This is a genomic window from Microbacterium sp. CBA3102, from assembly GCF_007954505.1.
In the GTDB taxonomy this organism is placed as follows: Bacteria; Actinomycetota; Actinomycetes; order Actinomycetales; family Microbacteriaceae; genus Microbacterium; species Microbacterium aurugineum.
In genome coordinates, this window is record NZ_CP042412.1 from 2,953,141 (window position 1) to 2,972,218 (window position 19,078).

Genomic DNA, 19,078 nt, shown 5'->3' on the forward strand with positions numbered 1-19,078 from the left:
CGGAATCAGTCTATCGGGGTCAACGAGTCGGATCGGTCCCGCGGGACAGCTCGTCCCACGAATCGACGGCATCCACAGGCCCATCGTGGGCGACGTCGACGCGATCGGTGCGGTACCGCCGTCCGCCCGTCTTCCATCCGCGCCAGGTCACGAGGACGACGACGGACGCGACCAGCAGGATCGCCCAGCCGACCAGCGCGATGTACGGCCACGCGGAAGGCACGATGCTCGAGACCGTCTCGTGGACCGCCGCGCCACCGGCCAGACCCGTCACCTCGGTCACGGTGGCGGCGACGGCGCCGAACGGCTCGGTGAGCAGGAGCTGGAGCGTCGACCAGCCGAGGAACAGTGCTGTCACGGCCGCCAGCACTCCGAAGACGAAGCGGACCGCCTTGCCGGCGATCGAGAGCGCCGCACCGAGGGCGAGAACCGCAAGGCTGAGCGGGGCGAGGAGAACGAGGGCGGACGCGCCGGGCACGAGGATCGCTTCTCCCGCATCCGCGCGCTCGACCGTGAACCAGGTCTGGGTCGAGGAGATGATGCCGATCGCGCCGGCGAGCAGGAAGCCGGACACCGAGATCGAGCGACCGCGCTTCGCGAGTGTCACGACTGCTCCTCCCCCACCACGGCGCCGAGATCGGTCGTGTCGAAACAGGTACGGGTACCCGTGTGGCAGGCCGGACCGTGCTGCGCCACGAGGAGCAGGATGGCGTCCCCGTCGCAGTCGAGCCGCGCTTCGCGCACGACCTGGATGTGACCCGAGGTGTCGCCCTTCCGCCAGTACTCCTGACGTGAACGCGACCAGTACGTGGCGCGGCCGGAGGTCAGGGTGCGTCGCAGGGCCTCCGCGTCGACCCACGCGAGCATGAGGACCTCTCGCGTGTCCCACTGCTGCACGATCACCGGGGCGAGACCGTCCGGATTGAAGTCGACCTGCGCGATGCGCTCGTCCACGGTGGTCATCTGATCACCACTCCCTCTGCGCGGAGCGCATCCTTGACGTCGCCGACCGTGAGCGCGCCGGTGTGGAACACGCTCGCCGCCAGGACCGCGTCGGCTCCCGCTTTAATGGCCGGAGCGAAGTCGGCGGCCTTCCCCGCACCGCCCGAGGCGATCACGGGCACCGACGCGACCTCACGCATCAGGCGCACCAGCTCGAGATCGAAACCGTCTCGCGTGCCGTCGGCGTCGATGGAGTTCACGAGGAGCTCCCCGGCTCCTCGATCGACGGCTTCACGAGCCCAGTCGAGTGCATCGAGCGTCGTCTCCGTGCGACCGCCGTGCGTCGTGACGACGAACCCGGAGGACGTGGTGGGGGCGCGCTTCACGTCGAGGGACAGGACGAGCACCTGGGCGCCGAAGCGGTCCGCGATCTCTCCGATGAGGTCTGGGCGCGAGATCGCGGCGGAGTTCACGCCCACCTTGTCGGCACCGACCGAGAGCAGTCGGGCCACGTCTTCCACGGTGCGCACTCCCCCGCCCACGGTCAACGGCACGAAGACCTGCTCGGCGGTGCGCTGCACCACGTCGTAAGTGGTCGCCCGGGCGTCGACCGTCGCGGTCACATCGAGGAAGGTGACCTCGTCAGCACCCTGTGCCGCATAGTGCCGTGCCAGCTCGACAGGGTCACCCATGTCCCGCAGGTTCTCGAAGTTGACGCCCTTGACGACGCGACCGGCGGCGACGTCGAGGCACGGGATGACACGACTGGCGAGAGTCATCACAGCCTCGCGTTGTGGATGGCCGTCACCAGGATCGCGCGCGCGCCCAGGGCGTAGAGCGCATCCATGACGGGGTTGACGCGCGAGCGCGCGACCATGACGCGCACGGCCACCCACTCGGGGTCGCGGAGCGGGGAGACGGTCGGCGACTCCACGCCTCCGGCGATCTTCACAGCGTCGTCGAGGAGCGCGACCGGGAGGTCGTAGTCGATCATCACGAACCGTCGTGCGACCATCACGCCACGCAGGCGGCGGAGCAGCGTCTCCGCACCGTCCGCATCGACCGGCCCGGCGATGAGCACCGCCTCCGACTCCAGGATGACGGGGCCGAACACATCGAGACCCGCCTGACGCAGTGTGGTCCCGGTCTCGACGACGTCGGCGACCGCATCGGCGACCCCGAGTCGGACCGCGGACTCGACCGCGCCGTCGAGGGGTACCAGGTCGACCGCGATGTCGCGCTCGTCGAGGAACGCATCCACCAGGCCCGGGTAGGAGGTAGCGACGCGCAGCCCGTCGAGCTCCGACACGTCGGTGTAACGCCCCGTCGGTGCAGCGAAGCGGAATGTGGAGCCGGCGAACCCGAGCGCCTCGATCTCGCGCGCGCCGGGCATCCGCGCGTCGAGCAGGAGGTCGCGTCCGGTGATGCCGACGTCGATGGCGCCGGAGCCGACGTAGGTCGCGATGTCCTTGGGACGGAGGAAGAAGAACTCGACGTCGTTCTCGGCGTCGACGACATGGAGGGTCTTGGGATCACGACGCCCGGCGTAGCCCGCTTCGGCGAGCATCTCGGCGGCGGTCTCGGAGAGGGAGCCCTTGTTGGGAACAGCGATGCGCAGCATGGATGGCTTTCAGTTCGAGGAGGTCGGAACGGAGCGCATCACAGATGTCGGTAGACGTCCTGCAGGCTGAGCCCCTTCGCGAGCATCATCACCTGGACGTGGTACAGCAGCTGGGAGATCTCCTCGGCGGCAGCGTCGTCGGACTCGTACTCCGACGCCATCCACACCTCGGCGGCTTCTTCCACGATCTTCTTGCCGATCGTGTGCACGCCGCCGTCGAGCTCGGCGACCGTGCCCGATCCTTCAGGGCGGGTTTCTGCCTTGACGCTGAGCTCGGCGAACAGCTCGTCGAAAGTCTTCACGCTTCCAGGCTAGCGGCTCGGGCGAGGTCTCTCAGCCGGGTGACGGCCGCCTCGACGTCATCGGCCCCGTACACGGCCGATCCGGCGACGAAGGTGTCGGCGCCGGCCGCCGCGGCGATCTCGATCGTGCGATCGGAGATGCCCCCGTCGACCTGGAGCCAGACCCGGGATCCCCGCCGACGCGCCTCTGCCGCAAGCGCCTCGAGCTTGGGCATCGTCTCCGGCATGAAGCTCTGCCCGCCGAAGCCCGGTTCGACCGTCATCACGAGGATCTGGTCGAACTCATCGAGGATCTCGAACAATGAGTCGACGGGCGTCGCCGGCTTCACCGCGACACCCGCACGGGATCCGATGTCACGCAGTCGGCGAGCGAGCGCCACGGGGTCGGACGTGGCCTCAAGATGGAACGTGACACTCGCGGCGCCGATCTCGGCGTACTCCGGCGCCCACCGCTCCGGCTCCGTGATCATCAGATGGACATCGAGCGGGATGGGGCTGGTCGCCTGGATCCGCTCGACCATCTGCGGGCCGAACGTCAGGTTCGGCACGAAGTGGTTGTCCATCACGTCGACGTGGGCGAAATCCGCGGTGGCGATCCGGGCGAGATCCGCCTGCATGTTCACGAAATCGGCGGCGAGGATACTCGGGTTGATGCGCGGGGCGCGGGGCAGATCCACGGTCCTAGTCTTCCTTCCCGGATGAGGTGTTCTCGGTCGATGGGCGCTGCAGGAGCGCGAGGAACATGGCGTCGGTGCCGTGTCGATGCGGCCAGAGCTGGGCGCTGCCGGAGCCGGAACGGCCCTCGACCGCGAGATCGATCGGCGACATCGAGACATCCGCGATCGCCGCACGGGCATCGAGCTCCACGATGTCCGTGCGCTCCCGCAGCACTTCCTGCACGACGCCGGTGGTCTCCGCGAGATGCGGCGAGCACGTCACATAAGCGACGACGCCACCGGGAGCGAGCGCATCGACCGCAGCGGACAGCAACTCGACCTGCAGCGGGACGAGTTCGGCGACATCCGCCGGCGACTTCCGCCAGCGCGCCTCGGGACGGCGACGAAGCGCGCCGAGACCCGTGCAGGGCGCATCGACGAGGATCCGGTCGAACTCCCCCCGTCGGGATGCGGCGAGCACGCGCCCATCCTGCTCGTGGACGACGATGTCGGCCGGTACGGCCCGGAGAGCCTTGCGGACGAGTCGCGCGCGGACGGGGACGACTTCGTTCGCCTCCAGTGTGGCGTCGTGCTCGAGCGCGATCGCGGCGAGGAGCGCGGTCTTCCCTCCCGGACCCGCGCAGAGGTCGAGCCAGCGCTCCCCCGAGACGATGGGCGCAGCGCCCGCCAGCGCGAGGGCCACGAGCTGGGAGCCCTCGTCCTGTACGCGCACGGTGCCGCCGGAGGCTTCGACCGAGCGTCGAGGGTCGCCCCCGGGAGACGCGAAAGCGGTCGGCGCGTAGGGAAGACGAGGCTCGGCAGGTTCGGCCAGCCCCGGCAACGCGACGAGGGTCACCTCGGGCGAGATGTTGTCGGACTCCAGAAGCGCCTCGAGCTCGTCGCCGCGCCCTTCGGCTGCGAGGGCCCGACGGAGCGCCCTGATGACCCAGACCGGATGCGCGGTGCGCAGGGCCAGCCGCTCGTCACCGGAGCGTGCCTGCTCCTCGATGCGCGCCTGCCAGACCTCTCCCGAGTCGCGGGTGATGCGACGGAGGACGGCGTTCGCGAAGCTCGACGCCCCACGCCCTGATGTCATCGCCACGAGGTTCACCGATTCGTTCACAGCCGCGTGCGAAGCGACGCGGGTGGCGAGCAGCTGATGCACCGCGAGCCGCAGTGCGTCGAGCACCGCAGGGTCGATGCCGTCCGTCGGGCGGTCGGCTGCCGATGCGATGATCGCGTCATACGTGCCGAGCCTTCGCAACGTTCCGTACGTGAGCTCCGTCGCGAGCGCCGCGTCCTGCGGCGTGAGCTTCGCGTCGGCGATCGCGGTCGGGAGCACGAGGTTCGCATAGGCATCGGTCTCGGACACCGCGCGCAGCACGTCGTACGCGACCCGACGAGCGGGTTGAACAGCGCGCACAGGACCGCGCCGCTCCGTGCCCCGTCCCTCGCGGGAAGACTGCCCGGACGGACGTCGTCCTTGCGGTCTCGGGGTGCGACGATCCCGTCCTTCGCCGCTCATGATCCTGCCTGCAGCTCATCGCCGCCGCGCTGCCCGCGCCACCAGTCGACCGCGTTCATCGCTCCCTTGCCGGCCGGCTGCACGCGAGTCACCGCCAGCGCCCCCGAGCCCGTCCCGATGAGGAGTGCCTTCTTCGTGCCGCGAAAGCGTCCGGGAGCGAGGGGCTCCGCATCCGCAGCGGGCACCGCTTCGAGAACCTTGAGCGCCTGCCCGCCGACCGTCGTGTGCGCGCCGGGTTCGGGCGTCGCACCTCGAAAATGTGCGAACACCGTGTCGAGCGGCGCGCTCCAATCGAGGAGGCCGTCGGCGTGTGACAGCTTGGCCGCGAAACTCGGCTCCCCCACCTGCGGTCGCGCGTCGGCTGTGCCGTCAGCGATCGCGTCGACCACCTGGACCGTGAGGTCGGCACCGTCGTGGGCGAGAGTCTCGAGCGCCTCGCCCGCGGTCGCCGTCTCCGCGACCGCGATCTCCCGCGTCGCATAGACGTCGCCCGCATCCAGCTCGGCGACCAGCTGGAAGACACTCGCCCCGAGAACGTCGTCTCCGGCGATGAGCGCTCGTTGCACCGGGGCGGCTCCGCGCCATGCCGGAAGGAGGGAGAAGTGCAGGTTGATCCATCCCCTCGTCGGCATGGACAGGAGCGGCTCGCGGACCAGGCCCCCGTAGGCCACGATCACGCCGAGTTCCACCTCCAGGGCGGCGATCTCCGCGGTCGCGGCGTCGTCGAGCCGAGCGGCCTTGATCACGGGAAGTCCGAGTTCGAGGGCCGCCTGCGCAACCGGAGACGGCGTGAGCACACGCCGACGCCCGAGTGCGGCATCGGGCCGCGTCACGACGGCGGCGATGTCGTGCGAGGTCGCGAGACGACGCAGGGTGGGCACGGCAGCAGCGGGTGTGCCGGCGAAGACGAGGCGCATGAAGGTTCTCCGGAAGGGTCAGAGCTCTGGATCGAGGATATCGAGACGGACCGAGAGTGTGCTCTTCGTCGACCGCCCCTTGCGTCGGCGGCCGCTCACGGCTTCGGCGACCACTGCCGCGCGCAGGGCCGTGGCGACACGGCTGCCGGCGCTGTAGTCGAAACGCACGAGGGCACGTACGCGGGGAGGCACCTCGTCGGACTCGACGGGAACGGGTCCGAGGACGGCATCGCTGGGGAGGGCGAGTTCCTTGAGCGCGGCGAGAGCGTCACCGACGGCGGAAGCCGACCCCTGCACGAGTGCCACGCGCGTCGTGGGCGGCATGTGCAGGGGCGCCCGGCTCTCCAGCTCGGCGCGCGCATGGGCCGCGTGGTTCCAGGTCGCGAGCGCCTTGGCCGCTGCGCCGTTCACTCCGACCAGGTGGACGGGCGCTCCGGGCGCAGCGAGGGCCGCGGCGTTCGACCACCAGCGCAGACACGATTCCGCGACACGCAGGTCGGGGGCCTGGAGCATGCGCGGCCCGTCCAGCAGGACGACCGCTCGGTAGCCGCCGTCGGCGATCGGCTCCGCTCCACGGGTCGCGACCACGAGTGCGGGTCTGTCCGTGACGCGTTCGACCGGATGCGCACTGTCGGCGACGATCACGCGGACACCCGGAAAGGCGCGTCCGAGCTCATCGGCGGTGCGTTCGCTCCCGGACGACGCGAGGCGCAGCTTCGTCGAGGAGCACGACGGGCACGTCCACACGCTCGCACCTCGCCCACACCAGCCGCACACCGGCACGGCCCCACGATGCCGCGCACCGAGTGGTCCCCCGCAGTTCGGGCAGCGTGCGGGTGCTCGGCAGTCGGCGCACACCAAGGATGGCGAGAACCCCGGGCGCGAAACCTGCACGAGGACGGGTCCTTCGGCCGCGGCGTTGCGCGCAGCGAGGAACGCCGATGACGGCATGCGTTGAGCCGTCGGCTGCTCCATCTCCTGTGCCGTGCTGAGGACGACCCGCGGGAGCACGCGACGCGTGGCGCGGACATCCTGCAGCCAACCGAGTACGACGAGGCGCTCGACGTCGGTCGTACGCGAGTGCCCCGCGAACAGCAGTGCGGAGCCCTCGAGCTCTTGTCGGAGGAGCGCCGCGTCACGGGAATTGACGTACGGCGACAGCGGTTCTCCGAGCAAAGGGTCGCCATCGTCCCAGATCGCCACCAGCCCGGCGGCCACAGGCGAGTAGACCGCGGAGCGATTGCCGACGACGATGCAGGGAGCGTCCTCGAGTGTGCGCAGAAAGGCCCGATAGCGGTCGGGGTTGGCCTGCCGGGAGTCGTGACGCACCACCGTGCCAGCGGGCACGAGCGGCTCGAGCGCGGCGAGCAGACGATCGAGATCGCGATGGTCCGGAACGACGATGATCGAGGACCGACCCGACGACAATGTCCGCGCTGCAGCCGAGGCCAGGAGTTTCGCCCACCCCTGCACGCCGTCGAGGAGCTGCGGGATCGCTTCGACCGCGGCGCGTCCTCCGGTATCGAGGACGGCGCCGAGGCCGTCGTATGCCGCGATGGCTTCCTCCGCGATCTCGCGAGCGGCGGCATCAGGCTGCATTTCGGGCGAGTCTGCCGTCCAGGCCTTCTCGACCCGCACCTGACGCTTGGGGATCACGAGGCGCAGCACGTCCGAGGCCGACCCGGCAGCACGATCGGCGACTCGACGTGCCAGCGTGTAGAGGCGCTCGGGAAGGACGGGCACGGCCGAGACAACGCTCTCGACCTCGGACAATGGGCGGTCGGCGTCGTCTTCGGTGTCGATCTCGACGATGTATCCGTCGATCACCCGCCCCGCGGTGCGCAACGGCACGCGGACCCGGACGCCGAGTGGTACGTCGCCGAGCTCTGCGGGAAGCGCGTAGTCGAAGAGCCGGTCGAGTTGAGGCAGCGGCGAATCGAGGAGCACGCGCGCGATGCGCCGGCTCTCCGGAGGCATCAGGACCGTGGTCCCATCAGAGCCCGGCAGCGCGGCGAAGCTCTTCGGCGCGGTCGGTGCGCTCCCAGGTGAAGTCGGCGAGCTCTCGACCGAAGTGACCGTACGCCGCGGTCTGGGCGTAGATCGGCCGCAGAAGGTCGAGCTGCTCGATGATCGCCTGCGGGCGCAGATCGAACACGTCGGTGATGGCCCGGGTGATCACCTCGTCCGAGACCTTTCCGGTGCCGAAGGTCTCGACGTACAGGCCGACCGGACGCGCGACGCCGATCGCGTAGGCCACCTGCACTTCGAGACGGTCGGCGAGTCCTGCCGCCACCGCGTTCTTGGCCACCCAACGCGTGGCGTAGGCACCGGAGCGGTCGACCTTCGACGGGTCTTTGCCGCTGAACGCTCCACCGCCGTGGCGCGCTGCCCCGCCGTAGGTGTCGATGATGATCTTGCGTCCGGTGAGTCCGGCGTCGCCCTTCGGGCCTCCCGTGACGAACGGGCCTGCGGGGTTGATGTAGAGCGTGACGTCGTCGAGGTCGAGGCCCGTCGTGGCGAGGACCGGGTCGATGACGTGCCGGCGCACCTGATCCTGCAGCTCGTCCTGGGAGATCTCCGGGTGATGCTGCGTGGAGACGACGACCGCGTCGACGGTCTTCGGCGTGAAGCCGTCGTAGCCCAGCGTGACCTGAGTCTTGCCGTCGGGGCGCAGGAACGGCAGCACTCCGCTGCGACGGACCTCGGTGAGACGTTCCGCCAGGCGGTGTGCGGTCCAGGCAGCCATCGGCATCAGCTGGGGCGTCTCGTTCGTCGCGAAGCCGAACATGATGCCCTGGTCGCCGGCGCCGAGCCCGTCGAGCGGATCGACGGACGACCCGTCGCGGTGCTCCTGCGCGCTGTCGACGCCGTGGGCGATGTCGGTGGACTGTTCCCCCACCGAGACGCTCACACCGCAGGACGCGCCGTCGAAGCCGGTCTCGCTGGAGGTGTAGCCGATACCGTTCACGACCTGGCGGACGATCGTCGGGATATCGACGTAGGCCTCGGTGCGGATCTCACCGGCGACGTGGACGAGGCCGGTCGTGACGAGCGTCTCGACGGCCACGCGAGAACCGCGGTCCTTCGCGATCAGACCATCGAGGATGCTGTCCGAGATCTGGTCGCAGATCTTGTCCGGATGCCCTTCGGTGACGGACTCGGACGTGAACAGACGCAGCGCGCTCATCGATTCTCCAGAACGGGACGGACAGAAGGGGTGTGGCACCCATTCTGGACTGCGCCTCCGACAGACGGGAGGCGCAGTCTCGAATATCACTCCGCGTGACGCAGGCGGAGCTTGTCCTCGTTGATCTCGTGCAGCGCGATGGTGAGCGGCTTGTCCTCGACGGAGGAATCGACCAGCGGGCCCACGTTGTCGAAGAGGTTGCCCTCGTGCAGGTCCGAGTAGTAGTCGTTGATCTGGCGCGCGCGCTTTGCGGCGTAGATCACGAGCTCGTACTTGGAGTCGACGCGGTCGAGCAGGTTGTCGATGGGGGGATCGATGATGCCGTTGTTATGTCCGGCCATGGTGAGACCTCCTGATCAGGCGACGGGATCGTCGCGAAGACGGTGCGAAAGGCGCGCGAAGACGCTCAGCGCGCAGAGCTTGAAGACAATTCTACGACCTCGCGGGCCGCGGTGGCGACGTCCTCGTTCACGATCAGGTGATCGAACTCGTTCTGAGCGGCCAGTTCGACCTTCGCGGTACGCAATCGGCGGGCCCTCTCTTCGGCCTCTTCGGTGCCGCGCCCGACCAGTCGATGCACCAGCTCATCCCAGCTCGGCGGCAGCAGGAAGATGAGCGTCGCGGCGGGTTCCGCTCGCCGCACCTGACGCGCCCCTTGCAGGTCGATCTCGAGGAGGACCGTCTTGCCCTCGGCCAAAGCGGCATCGATCGGTGCGCGCGGGGTGCCGTATCGGGAGCGGTTGTGCACCACCGCGTATTCGAGGAGCTCGTCGTCGGCGATCAGCCGGTCGAACTCCGCGTCATCCACGAAGTAGTAGTGGACACCGTCGATCTCGCCCGGACGAGGCGGCCGCGTGGTTGCCGAGACCGACAGATGGATCTCCGGGTTGTGCTCACGGATATGCGCGGCCACCGTTCCCTTGCCCACGGCCGTCGGGCCGGCGAGCACGAGCAGGCGACTCCGCTCTCCACGCGGCTCCGGTACCGGGAAGCGTGCGTCGAGCCACGTCTCCAGCGCACGGCGCTGACGTGCGCCGAGGCCTCCGAGACGTTTGACTGGCGAGATGTGGAGCTCCTCCAGGATCCGGTCGCGCTTGCCCGCACCGATGGCGGGGAGAGCCAGCAGGAAGTCGGTGATGCGCATCGACCCCTCGACGGAGTCGGCGTCCGCTGTGGCGCGACGCAGCACCGCCTGCGGCGTGACCACCCGCATCGTCAGGTCGCGCTTGACGGACGCTCTGGCACGGCGACGTTCGACCGCACGGCGGGCGGCCGCAGCTCGATCGACCTCAGGAACGGTCCGCTGGGCGTCAGACACCGGCCACCTCGAGATACTCGGCCGCGCGTGCGGCGACGGTCCGGGCCAGGTCGACCGGGCCTGCGGAGAGGATGCTGCGGCTCTCGCTCGCGATCACGGCGTCCGACAGCGCACCGAAGCGCGGCCGCAGGTCGGAGGGAGCAGCACCCTGCGCACCGAAGCCCGGAGCCAGGATGGGGGCGACGGGCTCGAAGGGCTCGATACCCGCCGGGGCCCACTCCACGGTGGCACCGATGACGAAGCCGAAGCTCCCCCACTCCCCTGCCGCCACCTGCTCGGCGTTGCGACCCGAGACCTCGGAGATGATCGATGCCGACACGGTCGCGCCGTCGGACGCCGTGGACCGCTGGAGTCCCTCGGCCTGGGGGTTGCTGGTCGCCGCGAGGACGAAGAGCCCCTTGTGGTGCTCTCCGGCGAGGGCGAAGGCCCCGTCGAGGGCTCCCACACCGAGGAAAGGACTCACCGTGAGTGCGTCCGCCTCCAACGGCGAACCCGGCGTGAGCCAGGCGCGCGCGTAGTCATCCATGGTCGACCCGATGTCGCCCCGCTTGGCGTCGGCGATCACGATGAGGCCGGCCGCGCGCGCTGCGGCAAGGACGTCTTCGAGCGCGGCGATTCCCCGGGAGCCGAAGCGCTCGAAGAACGACACCTGCGGCTTCACGAAGCCGACTCTCCCGGTGGCAGCCTCGACGGTCCGCAGGCCGAATTCACGCACGCCCTGCGCGTCGTCCGACAGTCCCCACGACGCGAGCAGCGCGGCGTGGGGGTCGATGCCGACGCAGAGGGGTCCTCGTGCGCCGAGCACGGAGCGGACCCGCTCGCCGAAGCGTGCGCTCACAGTGCCGCCTTCCGGTCCAGCGCGTACTCCTGGAGGCTCTTGACCTGGAAGCCCTCGTGGGCGGCGTCCATTCCGCTCACGGCCGCCCCGAGCACCGCCATCGTGGTGAACAGGGCCTTGTCGGCGGCGACTGCTGCGGCACGGATCTCGTAGCCGTCCGCGCGGGCCGTGCCACCGGAGGGAGTGTTCACGACGATGTCGATCTCCCCCTCGTTGATGAGGTCGACGATGTTCTTCGCGCCGGTCTCCTGTGTCGAGCTGTACTTCTCGACCACGGTGACCGCGATGCCGTTGCGCGAGAGGATCTCTGCGGTGCCCTCGGTCGCGACGATCGTGAAGCCGAGCTGTCGCAGACGGTGCGCGGGAAGGATGACGGCACGCTTGTCCGAGTCGGCGACCGAGATGAACACCGTCCCCGACGTGGGCATGCCCCCGTAGGCCGCGGCCTGACTCTTCGCGAACGCGGTCGGGAAGTCGCGGTCGATCCCCATGACCTCACCGGTGGACCGCATCTCCGGTCCGAGCACGGAGTCGACCGTCTTGCCGTCGGCGGTGCGGAATCGCTTGAACGGAAGCACCGCTTCCTTCACGGACACCGGCGCGTCGAGCGGGACCCGCGAGCCGTCCTGTTCGGGGAGCATGCCTTCGGCGCGCAGCTCGGCGATCGTCGAACCGGTCATCACGCGGCTCGCCGCCTTGGCCATCGGGATGCCGAGTGCCTTCGAGACGAAGGGCACGGTACGGCTGGCGCGCGGGTTCGCCTCGATCACGTAGAGCACTCCGGCGCTGATGGCGAACTGCACGTTGAGCAGTCCGCGTACGCCCACGCCCTTCGCGATGGCGAGCGTGGCCTCCCGCACGCGATCCACGTCGGTGCGGCCGAGCGAGACGGGCGGCAGCGTGCAGCTGGAGTCGCCGGAGTGGATTCCGGCCTCTTCGAGGTGCTCCATGACACCACCGACGAACAGGTCGGTGCCGTCGTAGAGGGCGTCCACGTCGAGCTCGATCGCGTCGTCGAGGAATCGGTCGACCAGGAGCGGCTTGCCCTCTTCGATCACGACTTCACCCGCGGTGCGCACGAAGTAGTCCCGGAGCGACGCGGTGTCGTAGACGATCTCCATACCGCGGCCGCCGAGCACGAAACTCGGACGCACCAGAACCGGATAGCCGATCTCCTCGGCGATGCGCGCAGCGCCCTCGACGTCGATCGCGGTGCCGTTGCGCGGGGCGACCAGACCGGCCTCATCGAGCAGGCGGGAGAAGAGCTCGCGCTCCTCCGCCAGGTCGATCGCCTCGGGGCTGGTGCCGAGCACGGTGTAGCCCGCGGCTTCGATACCCTTCGCGAGGCCGAGCGGCGTCTGACCGCCGAGCTGGCAGACGACACCGAGGATCGTCCCGCTCGCGGCCTCCGCGTCCAGCACCTCCAGCACGTCCTCGAGCGTCAGCGGCTCGAAGTACAGGCGATCCGAGGTGTCGTAGTCGGTCGAGACCGTCTCCGGGTTGCAGTTGACCATGACGGTCTCGAAGCCTGCATCCGACAGCGCGAACGAGGCATGCACGCACGAGTAGTCGAACTCGACACCCTGACCGATGCGGTTGGGACCGGAGCCGATGATGACGACCTTGGTCCGATCGGACGGAGCGACCTCGGTCTCGAAGTCATAGCTCGAGTAGTGGTACGGAGTCAGCGCCGGGAACTCGCCGGCACAGGTGTCCACCGTCTTGTAGACCGGTCGGATCCCGAGACCATGGCGCACCCCGCGCATCTCCGCCTCCGAGGTTCCGCGGAGCTCGGCCAGCTGAGCGTCCGAGAAGCCGTGCTCCTTGGCGTAGCGGAGAGTGGCCGCATCGAGCTCGGGCGCCGTGCGCACGATCTCCGCGACCTCGTTGATGAGCACGATCTGGTCGAGGAACCAGGGGTCCATCGCGGTCGCCTCGAAGGCCTGCTCGACCGTGGCGCCCTTGCGCAATGCCTGCTGCAGCGTGACGATACGACCGTCGGTCGGCGTCTTCGAGATCTCGAGCAGCTCCTCCACGGAACGCTCCTCCGCACCCCAGTGGAAGCTCGACCCGCGCTTCTCCAACGAACGGAGCGCCTTCTGCAGGGCGGTCGCGTAGTTGCGGCCGATCGCCATCGCCTCGCCCACGGACTTCATGGTCGTGGTCAGCGTCGCGTCCGCAGCCGGGAACTTCTCGAAGGCGAAGCGCGGGACCTTGACGACCACGTAGTCGAGCGTCGGCTCGAAGCTCGCCGGCGTCACACCGGTGATGTCGTTCGGGATCTCATCGAGGCGGTAGCCCAGGGCCAGCTTGGCTGCGAGCTTCGCGATCGGGAAGCCGGTGGCCTTCGAGGCCAGGGCGCTCGAACGCGAGACACGCGGGTTCATCTCGATGACGATGATCCGGCCGTTCTTCGGATCGACCGCGAACTGGATGTTGCATCCTCCGGTGTCGACGCCCACGGCGCGGATGATGTCGATGCCGATGTCGCGCATCTTCTGATACTCGCGGTCGGTGAGGGTCAGTGCCGGCGCGACCGTGATCGAGTCACCCGTGTGCACGCCGACCGGATCGACGTTCTCGATCGAACAGACGACGACCGTGTTGTCGGCCGTGTCGCGCATGAGCTCGAGCTCGTACTCCTTCCACCCGAGGATCGACTCCTCGAGGAGCACCTCGGTGGTGGGCGAGTCGCGCAGGCCCGCTCCAGCGATGCGACGGAGGTCTTCCTCGTCGTAGGCGAAGCCGGAGCCCAGGCCCCCCATCGTGAAGCTGGGACGGACCACCATCGGGTAGCCGAGCTCGTCCGCGGCGGCCAGCACCTCCTCCATCGTGTGCGCGATGCGGGAGTCTGCCACGTCGGCGCCGGCGTCGAGGACCAGCTGCTTGAAGATCTGGCGGTCCTCGCCCTTGTTGATCGCCTCGAAGTTGGCGCCGATGAGCTCGACGTCGTACTTCTCGAGGATGCCGTGGTTGTGGAGCTCGATCGCGGCGTTGAGCGCGGTCTGTCCACCGAGGGTCGGCAGGATCGCGTCGGGGCGCTCCTTGGCGATGATCGTCTCGATGACCTCCCACGTGATCGGCTCGATGTAGGTCGCATCGGCGAAGTCGGGGTCGGTCATGATCGTGGCGGGGTTGGAGTTGACCAGGATGACCCGGACTCCCTCCTCGCGCAGCACACGACAGGCCTGAGTACCGGAGTAGTCGAACTCGCAGGCCTGGCCGATGACGATCGGGCCGGAACCGATGACGAGGACGGAGTTGATGTCGTCGCGCTTGGGCATTACTTGGAGTCCTTCTGGCTGGCGATGACCAGGTCGCGGAACCTGTCGAAGAGATAGTTGGCGTCGTGCGGGCCCGCTGCCGCCTCGGGGTGGTACTGCACCGAGAAGGCCGGGATGTCGAGAGCGCGGAGTCCCTCGACGACGTTGTCGTTCAGCCCGACATGGCTGACCTCGACCTTGCCGTACCCGTTCGGGCTGTCGAAGGTCCCCTCGATCGGAGCCTCGACGGCGAAGCCGTGGTTGTGGGCGGTGATCTCCACCTTGCCGGTCTGCTTGTCGAGCACGGGCTGGTTGATGCCGCGGTGGCCGAACGGCAGCTTGTAGGTGCCGAGACCCAGCGCACGGCCCAGGAGCTGGTTGCCGAAGCAGATGCCGAAGAACGGCAGCCCGTCGTCGAGCACCGCACGCAGCAGCTCGACGTGATCGCCCGAGGCCGCGGGGTCACCGGGGCCGTTCGAATAGAAGACGGCGACGGGGTCCACGGCTCTGATCTCATCGATGGTCACGTTCTGCGGGAGTACGTGCACCTCGAAGCCGCGGGCCGCGAGATTGTCGATCGTCGCCTGCTTCACACCGAGGTCGAGCACGGCGAGGTTGCCGATCCGCTCCCCCATCGCGGTCGTCACGGTCGCGACGTCGACGGAGACCTCGGCGGACAGATTGCGTCCCGCCATCTCGGGTGCCTCGCGGACGATGCGCACCTGCTCCTCGGGGTCGAGCGACGCATCGGCGCCGGAGAAGATGCCGCCGCGCATGGAGCCGGCTGAGCGGATGTGGCGCGTGATCGAACGGGTGTCGACCCCGCTGATGCCCACCACGCCGTCCTGGACGAGCACATCGTCGAGCGACGCGTTGGCGCGCCAGTTCGAGACGACGCGCGAAGGGTCGCGCACGATGTACCCGGAGACCCAGATGCGACGCGACTCGGCGTCTTCGTCGTTCATGCCGGTGTTGCCGATGTGCGGTGCCGTCTGCAGGACGATCTGGCCCGCGTACGAGGGATCCGTGATGGTCTCCTGGTATCCGGACATGCCGGTCGCGAAGACGACTTCGCCGAGGGTGCGTCCGCGTGCGCCGTAGGCGCGTCCGGCGTGACGCGTGCCGTCCTCCAGGACGAGCACGGCGGGGTCGGGCAACTGGGCCGCGGGGGCCTGCGCGGCGGGTGTCGAGAGAGTCATGACTTTGCTCCTGTGTCGGGGGCGGCGGGGACGAGCCGCTGCAGGTCGGAGATGAGGTTCTGAGGCTCGCCGGTGGCGAGGCGCAGGTAGCTGTCGACGACGGTGTCGTCGGCGATCTTCCAGGCGATGCGCACGAGGCCGCCAGGCTCGACCACGCGGTCGATCGTAACGGTGGCACGATCGACGGTGACGAGCCGGTCGTTCGCGAGGAAGACCGTCGGGGTTCCGTCGAGGCAGAGGGCGATGCCGCGATCCGTGAGGGCGAGCTCGCCGCGTGCCCGATACGCGAGAGGGGACACCGCGAGGCGTTCGAGCGGCTGCTCGTGTCGTGTCGTCGACACGTACAGCACCTCGTCGCGGCGGACGATCTCCGCATGCTCAGGGACTCCGAGCGGCGCCGTGAACACGGAATCGCGGCGCATTCGTCGTCGCCAGGCGAAGAGCATCGCCAGCAGAATCAGGAGCGCCACCGCGATCATGATCGCGACGGCGAGGTCCCGAGCGCTCATGCGCGGAGCTCCTCGACGACGTGTCCGCCATCGACGGTGAGGGTGCCGCCGTGGATGGTGTACTCCACGCGTCCGGGGAGCGTCCGGCCGAGGTAGGGCGAGTTCACGCTCCGGCCGTGGAGATCTGCCTCCGTGAAGACGCCGTCGACAGAAGCGTCATACAGCGTGAGGTGGGCCGGCTGTCCGACGTCGAGCGGAGTGCCGTGGCCGGCGAGCCGACCGATGCGTGCCGGTGTCGAACTCATGACGCGCGCGACGTCGGACCATTCGAGCAGCCCGGTCTGCACCATCGACTGATGCACCACGCGGAGCGCGCTCTCGAGGCCCACCATGCCGTTCGCCGCTGCCTGCCACTCGCACGCCTTGTTCTCGCTCGGATGCGGTGCGTGATCGGTGGCCACGATGTCGATCGTTCCGTCGGCGAGGCCCTCGCGCACGGCGTGCACATCCTCCTCGCGACGCAGCGGCGGATTGACCTTGTAGCGAGCGTCGTAGCCGCGCACGAGCTCGTCGGTCAGCAGCAGGTGGTGCGGCGTGACCTCAGCGGTGACGTCGATGCCGCGCTTCTTGGCCCAGCGGATGATGTCGACCGACCCTGCCGTCGAGAGGTGACAGACGTGCAGGCGGGATCCCACGTGCTCGGCCAGCAGCACGTCGCGGGCGATGATCGACTCCTCCGCCACCGCGGGCCAGCCGCTCAGACCGAGTTCGGCCGACACGATGCCTTCGTTCATCTGGGCACCCTCGGTGAGACGAGGGTCCTGAGCGTGCTGGGCGATGACGCCGCCGAAGGACTTCACGTACTCCAGCGCACGGCGCATGATGAGCGGATCGAACACGCAGAAGCCGTCGTCGCTGAAGACGCGCACCTTCGCGCGGGACGACGCCATCGCTCCCAGTTCCGCGAGACGCTCGCCCTTCTGCCCGACCGTGACGGCGCCGATGGGCTGCACGGTGGCATAACCGGCGGCCTCGCCCAGGCCGAGCTCCTGCTCGACCACTCCGGCGGTGTCTGCCACGGGAGAGGTGTTGGGCATGGCGAACACCGCGGTGAAGCCACCGGCGGCTGCGGCCCTCGTCCCGGTGAGGATCGTCTCCGACGCTTCATAGCCGGGCTCCCGCAGATGCGTGTGCAGGTCGACGAGCCCGGGCAGGGCCACGAGCCCCGCGCCGTCGATGATGCGCGCACCGGCGCGATGCAATCCCTGACCGATGTCGGCGATGCGGCCGTCGTCGATGATGATGTCGGCGCTCTCGGCACCGAGCAACTGTGCGCCAGTGATGACGAGGGTCTCGCTCACAGGTCTCCCCCTCGTTCGTCGTCTCGTTCTCCTGCCAGCAGCAGGTACAGCACCGCCATGCGGACGGACACCCCGTTCGTCACCTGTTCCAGCACCGTCGAGCGGGGGGAATCGGCAGCTTCCGAAGAGATCTCCAGTCCCCGGTTCATGGGTCCGGGGTGCATGACAATGCTACCTGCCGGAAGACCGCCCACACGCCGTGCGTCCAGGCCCCAGCGGCGGGAATACTCCCGCTCAGTCGGGAAATACGCCGCGTTCATCCGTTCCAGCTGGATACGCAGCATCATCACGGCGTCCGGGTCCTCCGCCAGCGCCCGATCGAGGTCGTATTCGACCCGCACCGGCCAGAGAGACACGTTCTGCGGCACCAACGTGGGCGGTGCCACCAGGGTGACGTCGGCACCCAACGTGGTGAGCAGCCAGACGTTGGAACGGGCAACGCGGGAGTGCAGCACGTCACCGACGATCACGACCCGCAGCCCGCTGAGGTCCCGTCCTCGGCTGTCGCCACCGAAGCGACGCTTGCGGATGGTGAAAGCGTCGAGCAGCGCCTGCGTCGGGTGCTCGTGGGTGCCGTCCCCGGCATTCACCACGCCGGCCGAGATCCAGCCGCTGGTGGCGAGGGTCTGCGGCGCTCCGGAGCCGGGGTGCCGGACCACGACCGCGTCGGCGCCGATCGCCTCGAGCGTCTGCGCCGTGTCTTTCAGGCTCTCGCCTTTGGAGACGCTGGAGCCCTTCGCGGCGAAGTTGATCACATCGGCGGAGAGACGCTTGGCGGCTGCCTCGAACGAGATGCGCGTGCGGGTCGAGTCCTCGAAGAAGAGGTTCACGACGGTCTTGCCGCGCAGTGTCGGGAGCTTCTTGACCTCGCGGGACTGCGTGTCCGACATGTCTTCGGCGACATCGAGGATGCGCAGTGCGGTCGCCCGATCGAGGGTGCGGGTGTCGAGGAGATGCCTCATTCGCCGATCGTCACCTCCTCGGCCCCGTCGTTCTCGAAGAGGCGCACATTGACGCGCTCCGTACGCGCGGAGGGGATGTTCTTGCCGATGAAGTCCGGCCGGATCGGAAGTTCACGATGCCCGCGGTCGACCAGGATCGCCAGCCGGACGACAGCGGGGCGGCCGATGGACTGGATCGCGTCCAGTGCGGCCCGGATGCTCCGCCCGGAGAAGAGCACATCATCGACGAGCACGACCGTCTTGCCGTCGATGCCGCCGACCGGGATCTCCGTGGGCTGCGGCGAACGGGTCGGGTGCTTGGCGAGGTCATCCCGGAAGAGGGTGACATCGAGCGCGCCGACGGGAACGGACTGTTGAGCGATCTCGCTGATCAGCAGCCCGAGGCGATGGGCGAGAGTGACGCCGCGGGTCGGAATTCCCAGCAGGACGAGGTTCTCGGCTCCTCGATTGGATTCGAGGATCTCGTGCGCGATACGGGTCAGCGCGCGTGAGATGTCGGCTTCGTGCAGCACGGTGCGCATGCTCATCGGCCGCTCCC

At 68.8% G+C, this 19,078-nt stretch carries 19 protein-coding genes; all 19 read right to left on the bottom strand.

Going from position 1 to position 19,078, the window contains the following annotated elements:
- Nucleotides 1–19: 19 nt before the first annotated feature.
- The 19 genes from FGL91_RS14135 to pyrR all read right to left on the bottom strand — a co-directional run bounded on the left by FGL91_RS14135 (nucleotide 20) and on the right by pyrR (nucleotide 19,067).
- Nucleotides 20–607, bottom strand: a complete 588-nt coding sequence (locus tag FGL91_RS14135) for a Trp biosynthesis-associated membrane protein (protein ID WP_131491035.1) — start codon at nucleotides 605–607, stop codon at nucleotides 20–22.
- A complete protein-coding gene (gene hisI / locus FGL91_RS14140; RefSeq protein ID WP_131491036.1) occupies nucleotides 604–963 on the bottom strand; it encodes a phosphoribosyl-AMP cyclohydrolase in 360 nt (119 codons plus the stop codon). The genes FGL91_RS14135 and hisI overlap by 4 nt, the downstream gene beginning before the upstream one ends.
- Complete coding sequence (gene hisF, locus FGL91_RS14145) at nucleotides 960–1,721, bottom strand: imidazole glycerol phosphate synthase subunit HisF (protein WP_153244129.1); 762 nt, start codon at nucleotides 1,719–1,721, stop codon at nucleotides 960–962. The genes hisI and hisF overlap by 4 nt, the downstream gene beginning before the upstream one ends.
- Nucleotides 1,721–2,563: an ATP phosphoribosyltransferase gene (hisG, locus tag FGL91_RS14150; protein ID WP_047519543.1), complete on the bottom strand. Its 843-nt coding sequence runs from the start codon at nucleotides 2,561–2,563 to the stop codon at nucleotides 1,721–1,723. The genes hisF and hisG overlap by 1 nt, the downstream gene beginning before the upstream one ends.
- Nucleotides 2,564–2,601: 38 nt before the next feature.
- Nucleotides 2,602–2,865 carry a phosphoribosyl-ATP diphosphatase gene (locus tag FGL91_RS14155; protein WP_047519541.1) on the bottom strand — a complete coding sequence of 88 codons (264 nt, stop codon included), beginning with the start codon at nucleotides 2,863–2,865 and terminating at the stop codon, nucleotides 2,602–2,604.
- On the bottom strand, nucleotides 2,862–3,542 hold the full coding sequence (gene rpe / locus FGL91_RS14160) for a ribulose-phosphate 3-epimerase (RefSeq protein WP_153244130.1): 681 nt from the start codon (nucleotides 3,540–3,542) through the stop codon (nucleotides 2,862–2,864). The genes FGL91_RS14155 and rpe overlap by 4 nt, the downstream gene beginning before the upstream one ends.
- A 4-nt stretch (nucleotides 3,543–3,546) precedes the next feature.
- A complete protein-coding gene (locus FGL91_RS14165) occupies nucleotides 3,547–5,046 on the bottom strand; it encodes an RsmB/NOP family class I SAM-dependent RNA methyltransferase (RefSeq protein WP_153244131.1) in 1,500 nt (499 codons plus the stop codon).
- Nucleotides 5,043–5,963, bottom strand: a complete 921-nt coding sequence (gene fmt, locus FGL91_RS14170) for a methionyl-tRNA formyltransferase (protein ID WP_153244132.1) — start codon at nucleotides 5,961–5,963, stop codon at nucleotides 5,043–5,045. Before fmt ends, FGL91_RS14165 begins: the two co-directional genes overlap by 4 nt.
- Before the next feature lie 18 nt (nucleotides 5,964–5,981).
- A complete protein-coding gene (locus FGL91_RS14175) occupies nucleotides 5,982–7,940 on the bottom strand; it encodes a primosomal protein N' (RefSeq protein ID WP_153244133.1) in 1,959 nt (652 codons plus the stop codon).
- A gap of 16 nt (nucleotides 7,941–7,956) precedes the next feature.
- On the bottom strand, nucleotides 7,957–9,150 hold the full coding sequence (gene metK / locus FGL91_RS14180; RefSeq protein WP_134353732.1) for a methionine adenosyltransferase: 1,194 nt from the start codon (nucleotides 9,148–9,150) through the stop codon (nucleotides 7,957–7,959).
- Nucleotides 9,151–9,236: 86 nt separating this feature from the next.
- Nucleotides 9,237–9,491 (bottom strand): DNA-directed RNA polymerase subunit omega, encoded by a 255-nt coding sequence (gene rpoZ / locus FGL91_RS14185; protein WP_017204385.1) that lies wholly within the window; start codon nucleotides 9,489–9,491, stop codon nucleotides 9,237–9,239.
- 65 nt (nucleotides 9,492–9,556) lie between these two features.
- A complete protein-coding gene (gene gmk, locus FGL91_RS14190) occupies nucleotides 9,557–10,468 on the bottom strand; it encodes a guanylate kinase (RefSeq protein ID WP_047519530.1) in 912 nt (303 codons plus the stop codon).
- Entirely contained in the window at nucleotides 10,461–11,306 is an 846-nt protein-coding gene (gene pyrF, locus FGL91_RS14195; protein WP_131491045.1) for an orotidine-5'-phosphate decarboxylase, read from the bottom strand. Before pyrF ends, gmk begins: the two co-directional genes overlap by 8 nt.
- Nucleotides 11,303–14,590: a carbamoyl-phosphate synthase large subunit gene (carB, locus tag FGL91_RS14200; protein WP_153244134.1), complete on the bottom strand. Its 3,288-nt coding sequence runs from the start codon at nucleotides 14,588–14,590 to the stop codon at nucleotides 11,303–11,305. Before carB ends, pyrF begins: the two co-directional genes overlap by 4 nt.
- Complete coding sequence (gene carA / locus FGL91_RS14205; protein WP_153244135.1) at nucleotides 14,590–15,768, bottom strand: glutamine-hydrolyzing carbamoyl-phosphate synthase small subunit; 1,179 nt, start codon at nucleotides 15,766–15,768, stop codon at nucleotides 14,590–14,592. The genes carB and carA overlap by 1 nt, the downstream gene beginning before the upstream one ends.
- Nucleotides 15,765–16,277: a hypothetical protein gene (locus FGL91_RS14210; RefSeq protein WP_047519526.1), complete on the bottom strand. Its 513-nt coding sequence runs from the start codon at nucleotides 16,275–16,277 to the stop codon at nucleotides 15,765–15,767. The genes carA and FGL91_RS14210 overlap by 4 nt, the downstream gene beginning before the upstream one ends.
- The gene (locus FGL91_RS14215; RefSeq protein ID WP_153244136.1) at nucleotides 16,274–17,578 is read right to left on the bottom strand and encodes a dihydroorotase; all 1,305 of its coding nucleotides are present in this window, start codon (nucleotides 17,576–17,578) and stop codon (nucleotides 16,274–16,276) included. The genes FGL91_RS14210 and FGL91_RS14215 overlap by 4 nt, the downstream gene beginning before the upstream one ends.
- The gene (locus FGL91_RS14220; protein WP_131491049.1) at nucleotides 17,575–18,540 is read right to left on the bottom strand and encodes an aspartate carbamoyltransferase catalytic subunit; all 966 of its coding nucleotides are present in this window, start codon (nucleotides 18,538–18,540) and stop codon (nucleotides 17,575–17,577) included. Before FGL91_RS14220 ends, FGL91_RS14215 begins: the two co-directional genes overlap by 4 nt.
- Nucleotides 18,537–19,067: a bifunctional pyr operon transcriptional regulator/uracil phosphoribosyltransferase PyrR gene (pyrR, locus tag FGL91_RS14225; RefSeq protein WP_131491050.1), complete on the bottom strand. Its 531-nt coding sequence runs from the start codon at nucleotides 19,065–19,067 to the stop codon at nucleotides 18,537–18,539. Before pyrR ends, FGL91_RS14220 begins: the two co-directional genes overlap by 4 nt.
- Between the last annotated feature and the right edge of the window lie 11 nt (nucleotides 19,068–19,078).

Bases quoted from the DNA above. Each gene is read 5' to 3' on its own strand.
- hisI (WP_131491036.1), bottom strand. From the start codon at position 963: ATGACCACCGTGGACGAGCGCATCGCGCAGGTCGACTTCAATCCGGAC.
- hisF (WP_153244129.1), bottom strand. From the start codon at position 1,721: ATGACTCTCGCCAGTCGTGTCATCCCGTGCCTCGACGTCGCCGCCGGT.
- hisG (WP_047519543.1), bottom strand. From the start codon at position 2,563: ATGCTGCGCATCGCTGTTCCCAACAAGGGCTCCCTCTCCGAGACCGCC.
- FGL91_RS14165 (WP_153244131.1), bottom strand. From the start codon at position 5,046: ATGAGCGGCGAAGGACGGGATCGTCGCACCCCGAGACCGCAAGGACGA.
- fmt (WP_153244132.1), bottom strand. From the start codon at position 5,963: ATGCGCCTCGTCTTCGCCGGCACACCCGCTGCTGCCGTGCCCACCCTG.
- FGL91_RS14175 (WP_153244133.1), bottom strand. From the start codon at position 7,940: ATGCCTCCGGAGAGCCGGCGCATCGCGCGCGTGCTCCTCGATTCGCCG.
- metK (WP_134353732.1), bottom strand. From the start codon at position 9,150: ATGAGCGCGCTGCGTCTGTTCACGTCCGAGTCCGTCACCGAAGGGCAT.
- rpoZ (WP_017204385.1), bottom strand. From the start codon at position 9,491: ATGGCCGGACATAACAACGGCATCATCGATCCCCCCATCGACAACCTG.
- carB (WP_153244134.1), bottom strand. From the start codon at position 14,590: ATGCCCAAGCGCGACGACATCAACTCCGTCCTCGTCATCGGTTCCGGC.
- carA (WP_153244135.1), bottom strand. From the start codon at position 15,768: ATGACTCTCTCGACACCCGCCGCGCAGGCCCCCGCGGCCCAGTTGCCC.
- FGL91_RS14210 (WP_047519526.1), bottom strand. From the start codon at position 16,277: ATGAGCGCTCGGGACCTCGCCGTCGCGATCATGATCGCGGTGGCGCTC.
- FGL91_RS14220 (WP_131491049.1), bottom strand. From the start codon at position 18,540: ATGAGGCATCTCCTCGACACCCGCACCCTCGATCGGGCGACCGCACTG.
- pyrR (WP_131491050.1), bottom strand. From the start codon at position 19,067: ATGAGCATGCGCACCGTGCTGCACGAAGCCGACATCTCACGCGCGCTG.